The sequence below is a fragment of the Actinomadura opuntiae genome (assembly GCF_030283205.1).
GTDB lineage: Bacteria > Actinomycetota > Actinomycetes > Streptosporangiales > Streptosporangiaceae > Spirillospora.
On sequence record NZ_JASNWF010000027.1, the window covers coordinates 87,867 to 107,022 of the forward strand.

A 19,156-nucleotide genomic window follows, 5' to 3' on the forward strand; every position below is an offset into this window, starting at 1 on the left:
GGCCGACTAGTGTCCGCGGGGTGAGGGATTCACGGGAGTGGAGGCGCTTTTCGGGCAGATCCTCGGTAAGTGGTGACGTCGTAGCGGCTCTCGTTCTCCTCCATCTTGTCGTGAGCCGCCTGGACCAGGTCGACGCCGAGGCTGTCGGCCAGCTGGATCGTGTAGAGGAAGACGTCCGCGAGCTCGGAGCGCACCCGCGCGCCTGTGTCGCGGTCGTCCATGACCCTCGAAGACTCCTCGGGGGTCAGCCACTGGAACTCGGCCAGTAGCTCCCCGGCCTCTCCCGCCAGTGCCATCGCCAGGTTCTTGGGCGTGTGGAACCTGCCCCATTCGCGTTCGGTCGCGAACGCTCGGAGGCGCTTCGCCAGGTGGTCGATGCTCGTCATTCGAGTCAGCGTACGGCCGGGCGGCTTCGGTTCGGCGATGTTGTCTCGGTTCGGCTGACAGGCGAGGGGTGTGTGGCCGGGGGGAGGGGGTCTCCGCCTTGATGGCCGCCGATATGCGGTATCTCAGGGAACGGCGTCAGATGGAGACTTGTGGGTTTGATGTGACGTCTGGGAGTCGTGGGATTCGATGGTTCGAGGGTCGGTTTTGTGAGGGTGGGCGAATGGTGTCGCTCTGGCTTTTCAAGGGCGGATTCTGCCAAAAGAAAGTTGATCAGGTCGGGGCTTGGGGGAATGGGTGGGCGGGTATGTGGTGGGGGACACAATTCGGTTCGGCGCCCCCGGAGGGCAGATGCGTCTCTTCCGCCCCTGTCTGGCCGCTTTCGGTGCGGTGGCCTTCGCCGCCGGCACGATCACCTGGACCGGTACCGCGTCCGCGGCCGGAGCGAACTACGTCGCGCTCGGCGATTCCTACTCGTCCGGCACGGGGGCGGGTGACTACGACCCCGCCAGCGGAGCGTGCAACCGCAGCAGGAACGCCTATCCCGAACTGTGGGCCGCGGCCCATGAGACGAGCTCGTTCAAGTTCGCCGCGTGTTCCGGGGCGACGACCGCGACGGTGGCGTCGGGGCAGCTCGGCGCGTTGAGTTCGTCGACGACGCTGGTCAGCATGACGGTCGGGGGGAACGACGCGGGGTTCAGCGACGTGATGCAGACGTGCGTGCTGCACTCGGCGTCGACGTGCCAGAGCGCGGTGGCGTCCGCGGAGAGCTTCATGAAGAACACGCTGCCGGGACGGTTGGACGCGCTGTACGCCAAGGTGCGGGCCAAGGCGCCGGGGGCAAGGGTGGTGGTGCTCGGGTACCCGCACCTCTACAAGATCGTCAACGTGTGCGTGGGGCTGAGCAACGCCAAGCGGACGGCCCTGAACGGTGCCGCCGACGTCCTCGACGGCACCGTGAAGGCGGCGGCCGGGCAGGCCGGGTTCGCCTGGTCGGACGTCCGCGACGAGTTCGCCGGGCACGAGCTGTGCTCCGGCGACGACTGGCTGCACGCGGTGACGATCCCGATCGGCTCCAGCTACCACCCGACCGCCAGGGGGCACCGGCTGGGCTACCTGCCCGCGCTCACCGGGTCGGCGAAGGCGTCGCTGCAGGCCCAGACCTGACCCGCAGCGCGAACGCCGCGGTGGCGAGTGCGGCCGCCATGAGCAGGGCGCTCACCCAGGCGGGGGAGCGGTAGCCGAGGTCCGCGCCGATCGCCAGGCCGCCGAGCCACGGGCCGACCGTGGCGCCGACGTTGAACGCGGCGGTGGTGAGGCCGCCGGCGAGCGTCGGCGCGTCCGCGGCCAGGTGCAGGACGCGGGCGATCAGCGCGGGGCCGGTGCCGAACGCGAGCATGCCCTGGACGAACACCAGCGGCACCGCGGCGGCGGGGGATCCGGCGGTGAGCGCGAGGGCCGTCCAGCCGGCGCCCAGGGCGGCCATCCCGGCGATGGTCAGGACGCGCGGGTGGGCGTCGGCGATCCGGCCTCCGAGCGTGACCCCGGCGAAGGAGCCGAGCCCGAACAGCGCCAGCAGCGCGGGCACCCAGGCTGTGCCGAGACCGGTGACGTGCGTCGCCAGCGGCGCGAGATAGGTGAAGGTGCAGAACGTCGCGCCCTGGAACAGCGCGTTCATCGCCAGGGTGAGCAGGAGCGGCCGGGAGGCCAGGACGCGCAGTTCGCCCGCGGCGCTCGTCGCGGGGGAGCGGTCGTCCGGGATCGTCCGGGCGATGGCGGCGACCGCGGGCAGCGACACCAGCGCCACCGCCCAGAACGCCGAGCGCCAGCCGAAGTGCTCGCCGAGCAGCGCGCCGGCGGGGACGCCTGCGACGCAGGCGACGGTGACGCCGCCGACCACGACGGACGTCGCGCGGGCCCGGGCCTCCGGCGGGGCGAGCGCGACGGCGGCGGCGAGCGCGACCGCCCAGAACCCGGCGTTGGCGAGGGCCGCGGCGACGCGGGTCGCGAGCAGGACGGCGTAGCTGGTGGTGACGGCGCCGACCACGTGGGCGGCGACGAAGGCGCACAGGAAGCCCAGCAGCGCGTGGCGTCGCGGCCACCGGCGCGCGAGCAGCGCCATGGACGGCGCGCCCGCCGCCATGCCCACGGCGAAGGCGGAGGTGAGCAGCCCGGCGGCGGGCACGGACACGTGCAGGCCGGCGGCGATGCCGGGCAGCAGGCCCGACAGCATGAACTCGGAGGTGCCCTGGGCGAAGACGGCGAGCCCGAGGACGTAGACGGCGAGAGGCAAGGCGGAACTCCCGAGACGGCGAACAGGGGTGCGCTGAATCGGTGGGGGCAGTGCCGCGGACAGGGCCGTCAACGACGGCAGCGGCAGAGAAAGGAGGCCCTCACGGCGACGCGATCGCGTCGGAGGGCGGCCCGCACCGCGGCGCGGCGGCCGTCGAGGGGCCGGGCGCGCCGGGGGTCAGCGTCTGTTCGCCTCCGGGCCGGACATGGACGCGAGGCTACCAGCACCGTCCGGCCGCCGCGACGGATGATCCGGTCGTCGAGAAATCTACAATGTAAAGGCGCTCACCTGCACAGCGTCCGGCAGGCGAGTAGTCCGACCGGAACCGGCGCCCAGAAGGTCGTCGCGCGGAACACCAGCACGGTCTGCAACGCCGGGCCGCCGGGGACGCCCAGGGCGGTGAGCGTGGCGACCAGTGCGGCCTCCGTCGAGCCGATGCCTCCGGGCGCCGGGACCGCCGCGCCGGCGAAGGCCCCGAGCAGGTAGGCCGTGACCAGCGCGACGGCGTCGCCGGGCGCCGCGCCCGTGCCGGGCACCGCCAGCGCGCTGACGGTGAAGGCGATGCCGAGGACGAACGTGGTCGCGGCGGATGCGGTGAGCATGACCGCCAGGTCGCGGGGGCGGCGGCACAGATCGGTGAACCCCTCCGCCGCCCGTCTCATCGCGGCGGAACGGACGGCCCGGCGCCCCCACACCACGGCGACCGGGACCATGGCACCGGCGAGAAGAAGCAGCGGGAGTGAGGTGACGAGGTCGAGGACGCGGACGGCATGACCGGCCAGTGCGTCCATCATCCGCTCGTCCCCGTCGCCGAGCGCGAGCACCGCGGCGACCAGCAGCAGATCGGTGGGCGTCCCGCTGACGTGCAGGACCGCCACTCCGACCGCCGCGCGCGGCAGCGGGACGCCGTGGCGGACGAGGTAGCGGGTGTTGACCGCGGCGGCGCCGAGCCCGCCGAGCGTGACCCGGTTGGCGGCGGCCGCGGCGAACTGCGCCAGCGTCGTCCGGGCCAAGGGAAGGCGGCGACCGGACGCGCTGCGCAGCGCCACCGCCGCGCACACGTAGTGCAGGAGCGCCAGCATCAGCAGCACCGGCAGGAACTCCCAGCGCACGTGGGCGACGGCGGTGGCGAGGGGACGGAGCGGTACGGGCCGCAGGAGTGCGAACGCGGCGGCGGCGAGGACGATCAGTGAGACGACGAGGATCGTCCGGCGCGTACGTCGCAGCGCGAGGGCGTCGGCGGACGGTCCGCGCCGGGCGCCGGCGGCGATGCTCTCCACACCGTCCGTTGTCGGTCACCGAGTTGGCCGCAGTACGACGGCCGTCCGCCCGGCAAGGGAATGCTGGCCGGACGTTGCGAGCGTGCGGCCAGCATCCGGCGGGTCAGGCCGTCCAGGCGGGGTCGCGGCCGAGGTAGTGCAGCAGGTCGGCGACCTCGTCGCCGGGCGCCTCGATCGCGGCGGCGAACGCGCCGAACTGGCGCAGCGGCTCGACGATCTCGGTGGCGACCTTGTGCAGTTCCCCTGCGAGGCCGGGGGTGAGCGGGGAGTCCTGGCCGGTCGCGGCGGCGATGTCCCAGGCGTGGACGGCGGCGTCGAGGGCCGCGGCGCCGGCGCCGAGCCATGGGGCGAGGGAGCCGGGCGGGACGGGGACGGGTGCCTCGGCGGCGTCGCGGTCCACCGTGGCCCATGCGGCGGTGCAGGCGGTCAGTGCCGGTTCGAGGAGGGCGAGCGGCTCGCCGTCGAGGGTGCCGGACGGGGCGAAGGGGTTGAAGTCGGGCCCGGGTCCGCCCGTGATGGCGGCGGCGTAGGCGAGCTGGTCTCCGGTGGCGTGCTGGAGGACCTGGGCGACGGTCCATTCCGAGCAGGGGGTGGGGCGGTCGAGGTCGGCGGCGGAGATGCCGCGGACGGTGGAGCGCAGGGCCTCGTGGGCGGTGTCGAGGAGGTTCCAGCCGGAGATCGTGGTCGCGTTCATGAGACGAGTATAGCAGAACGGAATGATCTGTTCCAGTCTGGGATTTTCCCGTCCCGCCGCCGGATTGGTCCACGGCAGAGATTGTTTTCACCTTATGATTAGGGAGAACTACAATGTGTGACCGTCCCGCTACCGGGGAGAGTGACGACCATGACCAGCGCCCACCAGCGACTGGGCGAGCGCATCAGGCATCTGCGCGGTGCCGCCGGAGGCCGCCGGGCGCGCCGGCCCGCGGCGGCGGCCCGGATCCCGCCGGGCACCCGGGCCATCGTGCTGACCTGCGGCGACTACCTGGCCATCGGCGAGCACCCGCGGGTCACCGAGGCGATGGTCGGCGGGCTGCGCGCCGTGCGGGAGCGCTCCCGCAGCGGCGGCGGCCTTCCCGCCGACCACCCGCAGGTCCGGCTCGGCGCGGAGTTCGCCCGCCATCTGGGGGCGCGCGACGGCGTGCTGTGCCCGTCCGGGCGGGACGCCGGGGTCGGCGTGCTGCAGCTGGCCGCCGGGCCCGGCACGCCCGTCTACCTGGACGAGCTGGCGCACCTGTGGCTGTGGGAGGGCGCGCGGGCGGCGGGGGCGGAGACCGTCTGCTTCCGCCACAACGACCTGGCGGACCTGCGCCGCCGGGTCGAGGCGGGCGGTCCCGGCGTGATCTGCGCCGACGCCGTCTACGGCACCGACGGGTCGGTGTGCCCGCTGAACGGGCTGGTGGAGATCGCCGAGGAGCACGGCTGCCTGCTGGTGGTCGACGAGTCGCACGCGATCGGGGTGCGGGGGCCGCGCGGCGAGGGGCTGGTGGGCGAGCTGGGCCTGGCGGGCCGGGTCGCCTTCCGCACCGCCGGGCTCGGCAGGGCGTTCTGCGCGCGCGCCGGCCTGATCGCCGGCGACCATCCCGCGTTCGCCGGGGCGTCCGCGGCGGCGTCCGGCCCGGCGCTGCCGCCGCACGAGGTGGCGGGGCTCGGGGCGGCGCTGGAGGTCGTCCGCGCGGACGGCTGGCGGCGCGAGCGGGTGCGCGCGGCGACCGGCCGGCTGCGCGGCGGGCTCGCGGCGCTCGGGTTCGGCGCGGTCGACGCCGACACGCAGATCATCGCGGTGGAGACCGCCGCGGAGGCGGACGCGGTGCGGCTGCGCGACGGGCTGGCCGGCCGGGACATCTTCAGCGCCGCGCTGTTCTCGCCGGCGCCCGCGGCGCGCACGCTGCTGCGGCTCGCCGTGCACGCCGGGCTCACCGACGACGACGTGGAGCGGGTCCTCGGCGCCTGCGCGGAGCTGGGCGACCAGGTCCGGACGCCGCTCGCCGCTCCCTAGGCGGCGGGCCGGTAGCGGTCGGCGCGGGTCTGGGCGCCGATGTAGCGGAGCATGGTGCGCAGGGCCCAGTGGTTGATGCCGGTGGGGACCATCCGGTAGCCCTGCCGGTTGGCGATGGCGAGCGCGGTGAACTGCGCCTGGTCGAGGGCGGTCCAGGGGATGTCGAAGCGGTCGCGGACGATGGCGGGCAGGCAGCCGAAGGTGATCAGGCGCAGCGGGCGTTCGGCGACGCGGCGTCCGGCGCGGTCGAGGCGGGGGCCGCCGACCGGCAGCAGCGTGACGGTGTCGGAGCCGTGCCTGGCGATCTCCAGGGCGCGGGCGGCGGCCGGGGTGAGTTCGAGGCGTTCGGCGCAGACGTGCCAGAACGCGGACTGGAAGGCGGCGTAGTCGGCGGGGACGGGGCGCATGCTGACGCCGTAGCGGGCGTACCAGGTGACGGTCTCGGCGTACATGCGCTCGCGGTCCTCGGCGGTGAGGGCGCCGGGGTGGAACAGCTCGGCGGCCTTGAAGATCTCCCAGGTGAAGGTGGCGTGCGCCCACCAGAACGTCTCGGGTTCGAGGGCGTGGTAGCGGCGGGCGCGCTCGTCGGCGCCGCCGATGCCGCGGTGCAGGTCGCGGACGGCGCGGGCGCGGGCGGCGGCGTCGGGGGCGAGGATCGTCGCCCAGATCTGCGGGACGGACCGGTGGATGCGGTCGAAGGGGGCGTCGAAGAAGGCGGAGTGCTCGGTGACGCCGGCGCCGATGGCGGGGTGCAGGAGCTGCATCAGGCCCGCGGCGGCGCCGGGGAGCAGGGAGCGCAGGTCGGCGGCGTGCCGCCAGAGCAGGGTGCCGGGGCCGAGCGGGGCGGCGGTGGTGGCGGCGCGGGGACGCGGGGGAGTGGGGGTGTGGGCGGTGGGGCGGGATGCTGGGGCGGCGGGCATCGCACCTCCTGCCAGTGAACGCTTACTGCCAGCGTACGCGCGATGAGACAAGAGTCAAGTTTTGTCGCATGTTCAAATACTCCGTGAGCGTACTTTTGTGGGCCGGGTCACAGGCGCCCGGCGAAGCTTCGTCGCCCGGCGCATAGCCCGTCCGGGGCCCGCGCGGGTGCAATGGCGGCCTCACGAAGGGACCCCGCCATGAGCGATCAGCACCTGTCCGCGCGCAGCCGTTTCCTGTACACGGTGGCCGGGTTCGCGGCGCTGGCGGTCGCGGCGGCCGCCATGGTGGTGGCGGGGAGCCCCTCGGCGGGGCGCGTGCACCGGTTCACCGCGGTGTTCTCCACCGCCGGGGAGGGCCTGGATCCCGGCAGGTCGGACGTCAAGGTGCGGGGGATCGCGGTCGGGCGCGTGGAGACCGTCCGGCTGCGGCGGGACGGCCGGGTCGCCGTCGGGCTGCGGGTGGATGCCGGCGTCGCCGTGCCCGCCACGACGCGGGCGGCGATCGAGCCCGTCTCGGTCTTCGGGCCGAAGGACCTGGTCCTCGACCTCGGCACCGGTCCGGCGTTGCCCGACGGGGCGCAGATCACCCGGACGTCGGATCCGCGCGAGCTGACCGGCATCACCGACAGCGCCTACGACCTCACCCGCGCGATCGACCCGTCCGACGTCGCCACCATCGTCCGGACGCTGTCGGCCGGCCTGGGCGGCGAGGGGGCCGCGCTGCACCGGACGATCGTCAACGGGACGGCGGTCACCGACGCCGTCCACGCGCGGGAGCCGGAGATCCGCCGGCTGATCGGCGACGTCACCGGGGTGTCGGGGATCCTCGCCGCCCGGGGCGGCGCCATCACGGGCGCGGCCGGCGACTTCGACCGGCTCGCACCGGTGATCTACCAGCGTCCCGACAAGGTGTCGCAGCTGCTGGCCGCCGCCGGGGAGTTGTCGGACCGGGTGGGCGGCACGCTGCGCGCCCACGGCGCCAACATCGGCCACCTGATCGACGGGACCGCGAACGTCGTGCAGGTGGTGGCGTGGCAGGACCGGAACCTGCCCGTGCTGATGGACGTGCTGGACCGGCTGTTCCGCGGGCTCGGCGGGCTGATCCGCGTCCCCGGGCCGGAGGGCACGCTGCTGGGCCGGGGCGTGGACACCTTCAATCTCAACCTGTGCACGACGTTCATCGATCTCTGCCAGGCGCCGTGACCTCGGCCAGGCGGGCTTCGAGGCCGTCCAGGAACAGGGCGAGCGCACCGGGATAGGCGCTGGTCACCATCGTCTTCGCGAGCGGGCCGGCGCACGCGCTGATGTGCGGGTGGGTGCGCGGGTCCAGCCGGGCGTAGGTGGCGGTCCACGCGGCGCGGTCGGCGGCTGCGGCCTCGGGCGGCAGGGCGTTCGCGGCTGCGTCCAGGGCCGCGAAGCCGAGGGTCAGGTCGACGAACTGGTGGTAGTGGCGGGCCGCGTGGTCGGGCGGGAACCCGGCCTCGCGGAAGATGCCGAGGCCCCGCTCGACGGCGCGGATCTCGTTGGGCCGGCGGGTGACGCGGGACGCGGCGAGCAGCGCGACCCGCGGGTGCGCGACGTAGGTGGCGTGCAGGTGCTCGCCGATGAGCCGCAGCCGCTCGCGCCAGCCGCCGCCCGGCCGGGTGCCGGCGAGGGTGCGGCCGATCAGCTCGTCGGCGACGGCGAGCACCAGGTCGTCGGTGCCGCGGAAGTAGCGGTAGATCGAGGACGGGTCGGCGCCGAGCGCGGTGCCGAGCCGCCGGACGGTCAGCGCGTCGTCGCCGCCCTGGTTGAGCAGCCGGATCGCGGTGTCGACGATCAGCTCGTGGGAGAGCACGACGCCCGACTTGGTGGGACGGCGGCGGCGCTTGCCCGCGATGACGCGCTCGGGCTGCCGGGGTGTGCGGTCCATGGGGCTCCTGGAGGCGCGGGCGGGACGGCCGCCACCTTATGACAACGCCATTGACCACAGAAGCGCACGCGCTATTTCATATGGGACCACCGGCCGCCCACCTGGGCGAACCGGGTTAGCCGTCGCGGGCCGCAAATGCCCGTCCTGTCGCCACCGCCGTCCCGCAGCCCCGCCCCGCCCGCCGCATCGTCGCGCCGGATCCGCCTCGTCCGAGGGAGACCGCCTTCATGACCCGCCAGCCCGCCGACCTGCTGTTCACCGGCGGACCGGTCCTGACCATGGACCCGGCCCGCAGCCGCGCCACCTCGCTCGCCGTCACCGGAGGCCGGATCACCGCCGTCGGCCACGACGAGGTGAAGGACCTCGCCGGGCCCGGTACCGAGGTGGTGGACCTGCGCGGCCGGCTCCTGCTGCCCGGCTTCCAGGACGCGCACGTGCACGCCGTCATGGGCGGGATCGAACTCGGCGAGTGCGACCTGACCGGAACCGTGGACCCGGAGGAGTACCTGCAGCGCGTCCGCGCCTACGCCGACGCGCACCCGGACCGGGAATGGATCACCGGGGGCGGCTGGTCCATGGAGAGCTTCGAGGGCGGCACGCCCACGCGCGAGGCGCTCGATGCGGCCGTGCCCGACCGTCCCGTCTACCTGGTCAACCGCGACCACCACGGCGCGTGGGTCAACAGCCGGGCGCTGGAGCTCGCCGGGGTCACCGCCGAAACCCCCGACCCGTCCGACGGGCGCGTCGAGCGCGACGGCGAGGGACGCCCCACCGGCATGCTGCAGGAAGGCGCGATGATCCTCGTCGGCCGGCTGCTGCCCGCCCGCACTCGCGAGGACCGAATCGCCGGGCTGCTGCGCGCCCAGGAACTGCTGCACGGCCTCGGCATCACCGCCTGGCAGGACGCGTTGGTGGCCGGCTCCGACGGCTACCCCGACGTCTCCGACGCCTACGCGGCGGCCGCCGCGGACGGGTCGCTGACCGCGACCGTGGTCGGCGCGCTGTGGTGGTCGCGGGCCCGGGGCGCCGAGCAGATCCCCGACCTGCTGGACAAGCGGGAGCGGCTCACCTGCGGGCGGCTGCGCTGCACCAGCGTGAAGATCATGCAGGACGGGGTCGCGGAGAACTTCACCGCCGCGATGACCGCCCCCTACCTCGACGCGTGCGGCTGCGCCACCGCCAACAGCGGCCTCAGCTTCGTCGACCCCGAGGCGCTGCCCGGATACGTCACCGCCCTGGACGCGCACGGCTTCCAGGTCCACTTCCACTCCCTCGGCGACCGCGCCGTCCGCGAGGCGCTCGACGCCGTCGAGGCCGCCCGCGCCGCCAACGGGTGGCGCGACACCCGGCCGCACCTGGCGCACCTCCAGGTCGTCCACCCCGACGACATCGGACGGTTCCGCGCGCTCGGCGCGACCGCGAACATGCAGCCGCTGTGGGCCGCGCACGAACCGCAGATGGACGAGCTGACCATCCCGTTCCTCGGCCTGGAGCGCGCCGCCTGGCAGTACCCGTTCGGCGACCTGCTGCGCGCCGGGACGACCCTCGCGGCCGGCAGCGACTGGCCGGTCAGCAGCGCCGACCCGATCGAGGGGATTCACGTCGCCGTCAACCGCGTCCTGCCCGGCGGCGACGGCAAGCCGTTCCTGCCGGAGCAGGCCCTCGACCTGGCCACCGCGCTGGCCGCCTACACCGCCGGCTCCGCCTACGTGAACCACCTGGACGACACCGGCTGCCTGCGTCCCGGCAACCGCGCCGACCTCGTCGTGCTGGACCGCGACCCGTTCGCCGGTCCCGCCGCGGCCATCGCCGACACCCGCGTCCACCTCACCTACGTGGACGGGACCCGCGTCCACACCGCCCCGGACGCCTGACCCCGCGTCGAGTCGTCGTTACGAGACCTCCCATAACGACGACTCGACGCAACCGAACGTGGGGCGTCAGGCGGAGGCGGGCTTGTAGACGGCGACGGCGCAGGCGCTGCCGAGGCCGATGTTGTGCTGGAGCGCGACGCGGGCGCCCTCGACCTGCCGGTTGCCGGCCTTGCCGCGCAGCTGCCAGGTCAGCTCGGCGCACTGGGCGAGGCCCGTCGCGCCCAGCGGGTGGCCCTTGGAGATCAGGCCGCCGGACGGGTTGACGACCCACTTGCCGCCGTAGGTGGTGGCCTGGTCGTCGACGAGCTTGTGGCCCTCGCCGACCCCGGCCATGCCGAGCGCCTCGTAGGTGATCAGCTCGTTGGCGCTGAAGCAGTCGTGCAGCTCGATGACGTCGACGTCCTCGATGGACACCTGCGCCTCGTCCATCGCCTTCTTCGCCGCGCGCTGGGAGACGCCGAAGCCGACGACCTGGATGGAGGAGTTGTCGGCGAAGCTCTCGGGGGTGTCGGTGGCGATGTGGTGGCCGGCGATCTCGACCGCCTGGTCCCACAGGCCGTGCTCGTCGACGAACCGCTCGCTGACCACGACCGCGGCGGCGGCGCCGTCGGAGGTCGGGGAGCACTGCAGCTTCGTCAGCGGGTCGAAGATCATCGGCGCGTTCTTGACGTCGTCGAGGGAGTACTCGGTCTGGAACTGCGCGTACGGGTTGTTCGCCGAGTGCTTGTGGTTCTTCCAGCCGATCCACGCGTAGTGCTCGGGGGTGGAGCCGTACTTCTCCATGTGCTCGCGGCCGGCGTTGCCGAACATCTGCGGCATCGGCGCCTTGTCCAGCTCCCACTCGCGGCCCGCGGTCATCGAGCGCAGGTGGTGGTCGATGATGGTGACCTTGGACTCGCCGACGCCCGCGCCGAGCGAGCCCTTCTTCATCTTCTCCATGCCGAGCGCGAGCGCGCAGTCGGCGAGCCCGCCGCGGACGGCCTGGCGGGCGAGGAACAGGGCGCTGGACCCGGTGGCGCAGGCGTTCATGACCGTCATCACCGGGATGCCGGTCATGCCGGTCTCGTAGAGGGCGCGCTGGCCCATCGACCCGTACATCGAGCCGGCGTAGGCCATCTCGATCGTGTCGTAGGAGACGCCCGCGTCCTGCAGCGCGTTGCCGACGGCCTCCTTGGCCATGTCGGGGTAGTCCCAGTCGCGGGAGCCCGGCTTCTCGAACTTGGTCATGCCCACGCCCACGACGAAGGTGCGATTGGTCATCTTCGGGCTCGCCTCCTGATACCGAATCCTGTTCGGATCCACGATAACGCCGGCGGCCGACGAAGCGTTCGCTTGGCTCCCGATGATCGGGACGCCTGCGGTCCGCCCGCGGTACGCCCCGCAGGTCAGCCGGACAGCTCCTCGGCGAGAGCCGCGGCGAACGCGTCCACGTCCTGCTCGGTCGTATCGAACGAGCACACCCAGCGGACCTCGCCCGTCCGCTCGTCCCAGGTGTAGAAGGCGAACCGCTTGCGCAACCGCTCCGCCGCGTCCTTCGGGACGATCGCGAACACCGTGTTGGCCTGCACGTCCTGGGTGATCCGCACGCCGGGCAGCGCGCCCGCCGCGTCCGCGAGCCGGCGGGCCATCGCGTTGGCGTGGGCGGCGTTGCGCAGCCACAGGTCCCCGTCCAGCAGCGCGACGAGCTGGGCCGACACGTACCGCATCTTCGACGCCAGCTGCATGCTCGACTTGCGCAGGTACACCAGTCCGTTCACCGCGTCCGGGTTCAGCACGACGACGGCCTCGCCCAGCAGCAGCCCGTTCTTGGTGCCGCCGAACGACAGGACGTCCACGCCCGCGTCGGTGGTGAACGCGCGCATCGGCACGCCGAGCGCGGCGGCGGCGTTGGCGATCCGGGCGCCGTCCATGTGCACGCCGAGGCCCCGCTCGTGCGCCGCGGCGGCCACCGCCGCGACCTCCTCGGGGGTGTAGACGGTGCCGAGCTCGGTGCTCTGCGTGATCGACACCGCCGACGGCTGGCGGCGCTGGATGTTGCCGAACCCGGTCGCGTACCGCTCGACCAGCTCGGGCGTGAGCTTCCCGTCCGGCGCCGGCACCGTGATCAGCTTGAGCCCGGCGATCTTCTCCGCCGCGCCGCACTCGTCGGTGTTGATGTGCGCCGACTCCGGGCACACGACCGCGCTCCACGGCTGCGACATCGCCTGCAGCGACACCACGTTCGCGCCCGTGCCGTTGAACACCGGGAACACCTCCGCCGCCGCGCCGAAGTGCCCCCGGACGACCTCGCGCAGCCGCGCCGTCACGGCGTCGTCTCCGTAGGCGGGCTGATGGCCCTCGTTCACCGCGGCGAGCGCCGCGAGGATCTCCGGGTGGATGCCGGCCTGGTTGTCGCTCGCGAAGCCGCGCTTGGGGTCGGGAATGGCGAAGGTCATGCCCCCATTGTCCCGAAGGCCCGGAACGCTTCCGACCCGCCCACCGGGGACGGCCCGGCGACCGGCCGGGTCAGGCGGGACGGTCGGTGATGCGTTCGGTGACGACCGGCGTCACGGGCGCGACCGCGGGAGCGACCGCAGGGGCGACGGCGGGTTCGGCGGCGGCCGGCTCGGCCGCCGCGCGCAGCGCCGTCCGGGCGCGCAGCGCGTCGACGTCCTCGCCGAGCCGCGCCATCGTCGCCTGCAGGTCCCGCCACAGGGCCGCCTGCTGCTCCAGCTGCGCGAGCTTGGCGCGCAGGTCGCCGATCCGCCGCTCGGCCGCCTCCAGCCGGGAGCGGTGCCCGGCGGTGTCGCGGCCGGTGCGGACCAGGCTGGTGGCGACGGCGGCCAGGTCGCGCTCGGTGTCGTCCATCCGCTCGTCGATGCGCGGCAGCAGCCGGTCGTTCAGCTGCGCGACCAGCGAGTCCAGCTCGGCGCGCAGCCCGGTCAGCTCCGCGTCGCGGGTGCGCAGCGCCGTGTCCTGTGCCTGGACGGTGTCCTCCAGGCGGCGCACCCGCTCCCCGTAGGAGGGCAGGAACCGTTCCAGTTCCGCCGACCGTTCCAGGTCCCGGCCCAGTCTGACGAGCAGACCCGCACCGGCGCGCAGCCGGTGCTCCGCCTCGGCGGCGGCGCGGCGGACGAGACCCGGGATCACGGTCATGGCTCCCCCCAGGGGCTGTCGAATGGATTCCCCTCAACTCTAGGCGAACCGCCGGGAAACGGGTGGTGAACCGTCCGGGTTGTTGGCCGGATCGGGGCCGGTACCGGACGGTTTTCCCGGCGGCGCGGCGGACGCGGCGCCGGACGCGCTCCCGGACGCGCTCCCGGATGCGCTGCCGGACGCGCTGCCGGGTGGAGCGCCGGACGGGGTGCCGGGCGCGTTCGCGGGCCGGCGGCGGCGGCCCGCGCGCGCCGGCGGGGCACCGCACGCGCACAGCCCGCGGCGGACGATGAGCAGGGCGCGGTCGGCGGTGTAGTCCGCCCGGTCGAGCGCCGGGCGGACGCGGTGACACGTCAGGCAGAGCATTGGTCTCCATTCCCCCCTCATGCGCGGGAGCCGCGCGCACGGGCCCAGCCCCTGCCGTCCCGTGCGCATTCCCCCCGGACGCGCTCGGGACGGCGGGGCCCACAGGATGGCCCTGGCTCCCAGCGCTCGGAACGTTAGGCGCCCCGACGTTGCATGCACGTTGCGACCGGCTGATCACGCACCGTGCCGGAAGCGGCCCGCCCCGGTTCCCGCGAACCGGTTGCAAGGCCCGCCCGATGGGCCGATCCTCAAAGCCGTCGAGGTTGTTCTCCCAGGGGAAAGGCGCTGATGGTGGTGCAGAACCCGGCGGTCGCCGCACGCCCGCCGATCGCCGAGTCGTGGCGCCGCTCCCGCGACGCCGGGGTGGACGCCGCCGTTGCGGCGGCGCCGCTGGTGTTCGACCGCGACACCGTCGCCGACGCCCGCGGCGCCCATCCGCTCGACCCGCACCTGCCGCTGCTGCGCGACCTGCTGCACGGCGTCGCCGACGAGACCGAGCACCTGATGGTGATCACCGACGAGGCGGGGCACGCGCTGTGGACGCAGGGGCCGCCCGCCATCCGCCGCGAGGCCGAGCGGATCGGGCTGATGGAGGGCTTCTGCTGGGCGGAGGGCGCCGTCGGCACCAACGGCATCGGCACCGCCCTCGCCACCGGCCGCGCCGAGTACGTCTACGCCACCGAGCACGTCGCGCACGTCCTGCACCGCTGGTCCTGCGCCGGCGCGCCGATCACCGACCCCGACAGCGGCCGGGTCATCGGCTGCATCGACGTCAGCGCCACCGTGGAGAAGCTGCACCCCGCGACCGTCGCGCTGGTCGCCGCCGCCGCCCGGCTCGCCGAGTCCCGGCTGGAGGTCGACATGCGGCGGCGCGACGAGCGGCTGCGCGAGCGGTTCCTGCGGCACCTGCGCGGCGCCGGGGTGCTGGTCACCGCGACCGGCCGGATCCTGGCCGCCGGACGCGAGGACTGGCGCGGCCGGCGGCTCGTCGTCCCCTCCGAGGGCGGCGCCGTCACGCTGCCCGACGGCCGCCTCGCGGTCGCCGAACCGCTCGGCGAGGTGTACCTGCTGCGCCCGCCCTCGGGCGCCGCGCCCGGGGCGGGACCCGGCGCCGGCGGGCGGTCCGGCGGGGACGGGCGGCCGCTGCTCACCCTGTCGCTGCTCGGCACCGACCAGCCGTCCGCGCGGCTCGACGGCGCGCACCTGCCGCTGACGCTGCGGCACGCGGAGATCCTCGCGCTGCTCGCGCTGCACCCCGAGGGGCTCAGCGGCGACCGGCTGTCGTGGCACCTGTACGGCGACGAGGGCAGCCCGGTGACCGTCCGCGCCGAGATCCACCGGCTGCGCGCCCAGCTCGGCGGGCTCGTGCGCGCCAAGCCGTACCGGCTGGACTGCGCGATCGACGCCGACTTCCTCACCGTCCGGCGGCTGCTGGACGAGGGCGACGTCGCCGCCGCCGTCCGGCTCTACGACGGCGAGCTGCTGCCCCGCTCCGACGCGCCCGCGGTGCGCGCCGAACGCGACGAGCTGGCGGTGCGGATCCGCCGGTCCGCGCTCGACCGGGGCGGCGCCGACGCGCTGTGGACCTACGCCCAGACCGAGCAGGGCCGCACCGACCTGGAGGCGCTGGAACGGCTCGCCGACGTGCTGCCGCAGGACGACCCGCGCCTGCCCGCCGTCGCCACCCGCCGCGCCCGCCTGCTGAACGGCGACGCCTGATCAGTACTTCTGCCGGTCAGGGGGAGCCGACGCCGGCGTTGATCAGGTGCCCGCACTCGTTGTAGCAGACGGCGCGCAGCCCGCCGCCGTCGTGCCGCCAGCGCGTCATCGACGCGTTCGCGACCGGCTCCTTCTCCACCTCCAGGACCTGCTTCTCCGACAGGTCCTCCACCAGGTAGCGGGTCATCACCACGATCGCGTCGTGCGTCACCACCAGGGCGCGGCCGCCGGGGGCGTCGGCCTCCAGGTCGCGGTAGAAGCTGCGCAGCCGCAGCGCCAGGTCCGCCCACGACTCCCCGCCGGGCGGCCGGTAGTAGAACTTGCCGAGGCGCTGCAGCCGGGCGGCCTCGTCGGGGTACCGGCGCTGCACCCCGATCCAGGTCAGGCCCTGCAGGATGCCCTGCTCGCGGTCGCGGATCCGCTCGTCCACCTTCATCCGCAGCCCGTTCGGGTCCTGCGGGTGGGCGTAGGAGGTCTGGGCGAGCGCGATGCGGGCGGTGTCGAGGGTCCGCAGGTAGGGGGAGACCGCGACCAGCGTCGGCCGCTCGTCCTCGGGCAGGGCGGCCAGCCAGCGGCCCAGCGCCGCCGCCTGGGCCCGGCCGAGCTCCGACAGCGGGGTGTCCGCGTCGCGTTCGCGGATCCCCGTCTCCTCGGCGTCGGTGCCCTGCACCGCCTGGTAGGCGAGGTTGCCGGTGCTCTCACCGTGCCGGGTCAGGTTGAGCCACTGCAGCGAATTCACGATCGCCATGCTGCCATGGCCCGCCCGCTGCGCGGACCGCGCCGCCGGTGCCGGCCGGGTCAGGCTCTGACCGGATCGGCTGGTCGTCTGACCGGTCCTGCCTAGCGGCCCCGCGCGGCCGGTCGTCCGGCGTTCAATCGACCCTGACCGGGGACGGAACGCACGGAAGGCACGCAGATGACGGAATTCGTGACTCTCGACGGCGGGCGGATCGCCTGCGACGTGATCGGTGAGGGACCGCTGGTGGTGCTCTCGCACGGCATGGGCACCGGACGCGGCGACTACCGCCACCTCGCGCCGTTGCTGGCCGGCGCCGGCTACCGGGTGGTGAACATGGACATGCGCGGGCACGGCGAGTCCAGCGTCGACTGGCCGTCGGTCACCGGCAAAGCGGCCATCAGCCGGACGGACGTGGCCGAGGACCTGCTCGGGGTCGTCCGGCACTTCGGCGGACCCGCCGTCATCGTCGGGCACTCCCTGTCCGGCGGCGCCGCCACCATCGCCGCCGCACGGGCACCGGAGCTGGTCGCCGCCGTCGTCGAGATCAACCCCTTCACCAGGAAACAGCGGCTCGACGCCGGCGCGCTCTTCACCGTCCGGCTCTACCGCCGGGGCATGGCGCGGCTGATGGGGACGCTGGTGCTGAGGTCCCCGCGGATGTGGCGCAGCTACCTGAACGTCGCCCATCCCGGCGCGACCGACGACGACCGCCGCCACATCGAGGCCCTGATGGCGGCGCTGCGGCGGCCCGGCCGCTGGCGGGAGTTCATGAAGGCCGGCACGACCACCCCGGCCGACGCCGAGGCGCACCTGCCCGGAGTGCGGTGCCCCGCACTGGTGATCATGGGCGCGGAGGACCCGGACTTCGCGGACCCGCGCGCCGAGGGCGAGGCGGTCGCCGCCGCCATGCCTGACGGCATCGGCGAGGCCGCCGTCGTCGGCGGCGGGCACTACCCGCACGCGCAGTCCGCCGGCCGGGTCGCCGAGCTGATCGTCCCGTTCCTGCGCGAGCACGCCGGCAGGCCGCTGCGCCAGGCCGGATGAACGGCCCGGCAGCACGCCGGAGCGGGCCCTTCACGGTCGGAACGCCACCCGGTCGCGGTCATGATGGAGGCGTGTCCGCGCCTCGCACCGTCGTCCTCGTCGTCTACGACGGCATCCAGCTGATCGAGCTGGCCGGTCCCATGGACGTCATCGGCGCGGCCAACGCCGCGACCGGGACCACCGCCTACCGCCTGCTGACGGCGTCGCCGCGCGGCGGCGTCGTCACCACCGACGGGGGCCTGCCCGTCCAGGTCGGGCACTCGCTGCGGGAGATCGCGTCCGGCGGCGAGGAGATCGACACGATGATCGTGGTCGGCGGCAGGGGGGTCTTCGAGCCGGCGGTGTCCGCCGAGGTCGTCCGGGAGCTGCCGGCGCTCGCCCGGCGCTCGCGCCGCGTGGCCGCGGTCTGCGCCGGCTCGCTGCTGCTCGCCGCGGCGGGGCTGCTCGACGGCCACCGCGCGACGACGCACTGGGACGCGACCCGGCTGCTCGCCGAGCGCTACCCGCGCGTGCTCGTCGAACCCGACCGCATCTACGTGCGCGACCGCGACCGGTGGACCTCGGCCGGGGTCACCGCCGGCATCGACCTGGCCCTGGCCCTCGTCGAGGACGACCACGGCAGCGAGGTGGCGCAGACGATCGCCCGCTGGTTCGTCGTCTTCACCCGGCGCGGCGGCGGCCAGGCGCAGTTCAGCGCGCAGCTGCGCGCCCAGCCCGCGCGGACCCCGGCTATCCGCGCCGTGCAGCAGTGGCTGCCCGACCATCTCACCGAGGACCTGAGCGTGGCCGAGCTCGCCCGGCGGGCCGGCATGAGCGAGCGGAGCTTCGCCCGCGCCTTCCGCGCGGAGACCGGCGGCACGCCCGCCGCCTTCGTGGAGGGCCTGCGCGTCGAGGCCGCCCGGCGCCTGCTGGAGACCTCGGACCTGACCGTCGGCGCCATCGCCAGGATGGTCGGCTACAAGCACGGCGAGACGCTGCACCGGGTCTTCTCCCGCCACCTGTCCACCACCCCGGAGCGCTACCGGCGGCACTTCTCGACCAGCGCCCCGGCCTGACCGCGCCCCGCCCCCCGACGGCCCCGGGCGACCGGATCGCGGTTGCTCTACAGCCGGTAGTACTCTCGTGTGCGTGACGACCGCCCTGGCCACCGCGATCATCGTGGTGGCGCTGATCATCGCCGGGTACGCGCTGGTGACGGCGCTGCGCGGGCGCGCGATGGGCCTGCCCGACCTGATCGGTCTCGGGGTCCTGGAGGTGCTGCTGATCGCGCAGGCGGTGGTCGGGTTCGTCAAGCTGTCGGGCGACGAGGGGCCGAAGCACCCCGCCACGTTCATCGGCTACCTGCTGGCCGTCCTGCTGATCCCGCCGGCGGGCGCCGGCTGGGGGCTGCTGGAGCGGACCCGCTGGGGGTCGGCGGTGCTCGTGGTCGCCGGCGTCGCCGTCGCCGTCATGATCGTCCGAATGAACCAGCTGTGGAGCGGCAGTGCCTGA

19 protein-coding genes are annotated in these 19,156 nt (G+C 74.3%); 8 read left to right on the forward strand and 11 right to left on the reverse strand.

Annotated elements, in window-relative coordinates; translation table 11 throughout:
- Nucleotides 1–29: 29 nt before the first annotated feature.
- A complete protein-coding gene (locus QP089_RS41655; protein WP_285919908.1) occupies nucleotides 30–386 on the reverse strand; it encodes a nucleotide pyrophosphohydrolase in 357 nt (118 codons plus the stop codon).
- Nucleotides 387–735: 349 nt separating this feature from the next.
- Here QP089_RS41655 and QP089_RS41660 point away from each other — a divergent pair, with 349 nt between their 5' ends.
- On the forward strand, nucleotides 736–1,551 hold the full coding sequence (locus QP089_RS41660; protein ID WP_285919910.1) for an SGNH/GDSL hydrolase family protein: 816 nt from the start codon (nucleotides 736–738) through the stop codon (nucleotides 1,549–1,551).
- Here QP089_RS41660 and QP089_RS41665 read toward each other — a convergent pair.
- The 3 genes from QP089_RS41665 to QP089_RS41675 form a co-directional block, all read right to left on the reverse strand.
- Entirely contained in the window at nucleotides 1,511–2,677 is a 1,167-nt protein-coding gene (locus QP089_RS41665; protein WP_285919912.1) for a Cmx/CmrA family chloramphenicol efflux MFS transporter, read from the reverse strand. The genes QP089_RS41660 and QP089_RS41665 overlap by 41 nt on opposite strands.
- A 284-nt stretch (nucleotides 2,678–2,961) precedes the next feature.
- Nucleotides 2,962–3,957 carry a lysylphosphatidylglycerol synthase transmembrane domain-containing protein gene (locus tag QP089_RS41670; RefSeq protein ID WP_285919915.1) on the reverse strand — a complete coding sequence of 332 codons (996 nt, stop codon included), beginning with the start codon at nucleotides 3,955–3,957 and terminating at the stop codon, nucleotides 2,962–2,964.
- 103 nt (nucleotides 3,958–4,060) lie between these two features.
- Nucleotides 4,061–4,651 (reverse strand): TIGR03086 family metal-binding protein, encoded by a 591-nt coding sequence (locus tag QP089_RS41675; protein WP_285919917.1) that lies wholly within the window; start codon nucleotides 4,649–4,651, stop codon nucleotides 4,061–4,063.
- A 150-nt stretch (nucleotides 4,652–4,801) separates the two neighbouring features.
- Between QP089_RS41675 and QP089_RS41680 the strand changes: the two genes are divergently transcribed.
- On the forward strand, nucleotides 4,802–5,956 hold the full coding sequence (locus QP089_RS41680; RefSeq protein ID WP_285919918.1) for an aminotransferase class I/II-fold pyridoxal phosphate-dependent enzyme: 1,155 nt from the start codon (nucleotides 4,802–4,804) through the stop codon (nucleotides 5,954–5,956).
- On the opposite strand, the gene QP089_RS41685 is transcribed toward QP089_RS41680, so the two are convergent.
- Complete coding sequence (locus QP089_RS41685) at nucleotides 5,953–6,876, reverse strand: oxygenase MpaB family protein (protein ID WP_285919920.1); 924 nt, start codon at nucleotides 6,874–6,876, stop codon at nucleotides 5,953–5,955. The genes QP089_RS41680 and QP089_RS41685 overlap by 4 nt on opposite strands.
- A 198-nt stretch (nucleotides 6,877–7,074) precedes the next feature.
- Between QP089_RS41685 and QP089_RS41690 the strand changes: the two genes are divergently transcribed.
- Nucleotides 7,075–8,079 (forward strand): MCE family protein, encoded by a 1,005-nt coding sequence (locus tag QP089_RS41690; protein ID WP_285919922.1) that lies wholly within the window; start codon nucleotides 7,075–7,077, stop codon nucleotides 8,077–8,079.
- On the opposite strand, the gene QP089_RS41695 is transcribed toward QP089_RS41690, so the two are convergent.
- Nucleotides 8,054–8,788: a TetR/AcrR family transcriptional regulator gene (locus QP089_RS41695; RefSeq protein WP_285919924.1), complete on the reverse strand. Its 735-nt coding sequence runs from the start codon at nucleotides 8,786–8,788 to the stop codon at nucleotides 8,054–8,056. The two genes, QP089_RS41690 and QP089_RS41695, sit on opposite strands and share 26 nt — an antisense overlap.
- Nucleotides 8,789–9,015: 227 nt before the next feature.
- On the opposite strand from QP089_RS41695, the gene QP089_RS41700 reads away from it, so the two are divergent.
- Entirely contained in the window at nucleotides 9,016–10,662 is a 1,647-nt protein-coding gene (locus QP089_RS41700; RefSeq protein WP_285919925.1) for an amidohydrolase, read from the forward strand.
- A 66-nt stretch (nucleotides 10,663–10,728) separates the two neighbouring features.
- Here QP089_RS41700 and QP089_RS41705 read toward each other — a convergent pair whose 3' ends face one another.
- The 4 genes from QP089_RS41705 to QP089_RS41720 all read right to left on the reverse strand — a co-directional run bounded on the left by QP089_RS41705 (nucleotide 10,729) and on the right by QP089_RS41720 (nucleotide 14,163).
- Nucleotides 10,729–11,922, reverse strand: coding sequence for a lipid-transfer protein (locus QP089_RS41705; protein WP_285919927.1), 1,194 nt, complete (start codon nucleotides 11,920–11,922; stop codon nucleotides 10,729–10,731).
- Nucleotides 11,923–12,047: 125 nt separating this feature from the next.
- Nucleotides 12,048–13,097: a threonine aldolase family protein gene (locus QP089_RS41710; protein ID WP_285919929.1), complete on the reverse strand. Its 1,050-nt coding sequence runs from the start codon at nucleotides 13,095–13,097 to the stop codon at nucleotides 12,048–12,050.
- A 70-nt stretch (nucleotides 13,098–13,167) separates the two neighbouring features.
- A complete protein-coding gene (locus QP089_RS41715; RefSeq protein ID WP_285919931.1) occupies nucleotides 13,168–13,797 on the reverse strand; it encodes a hypothetical protein in 630 nt (209 codons plus the stop codon).
- A 39-nt stretch (nucleotides 13,798–13,836) separates the two neighbouring features.
- Nucleotides 13,837–14,163 (reverse strand): hypothetical protein, encoded by a 327-nt coding sequence (locus QP089_RS41720; RefSeq protein ID WP_285919933.1) that lies wholly within the window; start codon nucleotides 14,161–14,163, stop codon nucleotides 13,837–13,839.
- Between the two features lie 288 nt (nucleotides 14,164–14,451).
- Between QP089_RS41720 and QP089_RS41725 the strand changes: the two genes are divergently transcribed.
- A complete protein-coding gene (locus QP089_RS41725; protein WP_285919935.1) occupies nucleotides 14,452–15,882 on the forward strand; it encodes a GAF domain-containing protein in 1,431 nt (476 codons plus the stop codon).
- Between the two features lie 16 nt (nucleotides 15,883–15,898).
- Here QP089_RS41725 and QP089_RS41730 read toward each other — a convergent pair whose 3' ends face one another.
- A complete protein-coding gene (locus QP089_RS41730) occupies nucleotides 15,899–16,630 on the reverse strand; it encodes a histidine phosphatase family protein (RefSeq protein WP_285919937.1) in 732 nt (243 codons plus the stop codon).
- 168 nt (nucleotides 16,631–16,798) lie between these two features.
- Here QP089_RS41730 and QP089_RS41735 point away from each other — a divergent pair, with 168 nt between their 5' ends.
- From QP089_RS41735 to QP089_RS41745, 3 genes are all read left to right on the forward strand, one after another.
- The gene (locus QP089_RS41735) at nucleotides 16,799–17,665 is read left to right on the forward strand and encodes an alpha/beta fold hydrolase (RefSeq protein ID WP_285919938.1); all 867 of its coding nucleotides are present in this window, start codon (nucleotides 16,799–16,801) and stop codon (nucleotides 17,663–17,665) included.
- A gap of 71 nt (nucleotides 17,666–17,736) precedes the next feature.
- A complete protein-coding gene (locus QP089_RS41740) occupies nucleotides 17,737–18,720 on the forward strand; it encodes a GlxA family transcriptional regulator (RefSeq protein WP_285919939.1) in 984 nt (327 codons plus the stop codon).
- 73 nt (nucleotides 18,721–18,793) lie between these two features.
- Nucleotides 18,794–19,156 carry a hypothetical protein gene (locus QP089_RS41745; protein ID WP_285919941.1) on the forward strand — a complete coding sequence of 121 codons (363 nt, stop codon included), beginning with the start codon at nucleotides 18,794–18,796 and terminating at the stop codon, nucleotides 19,154–19,156.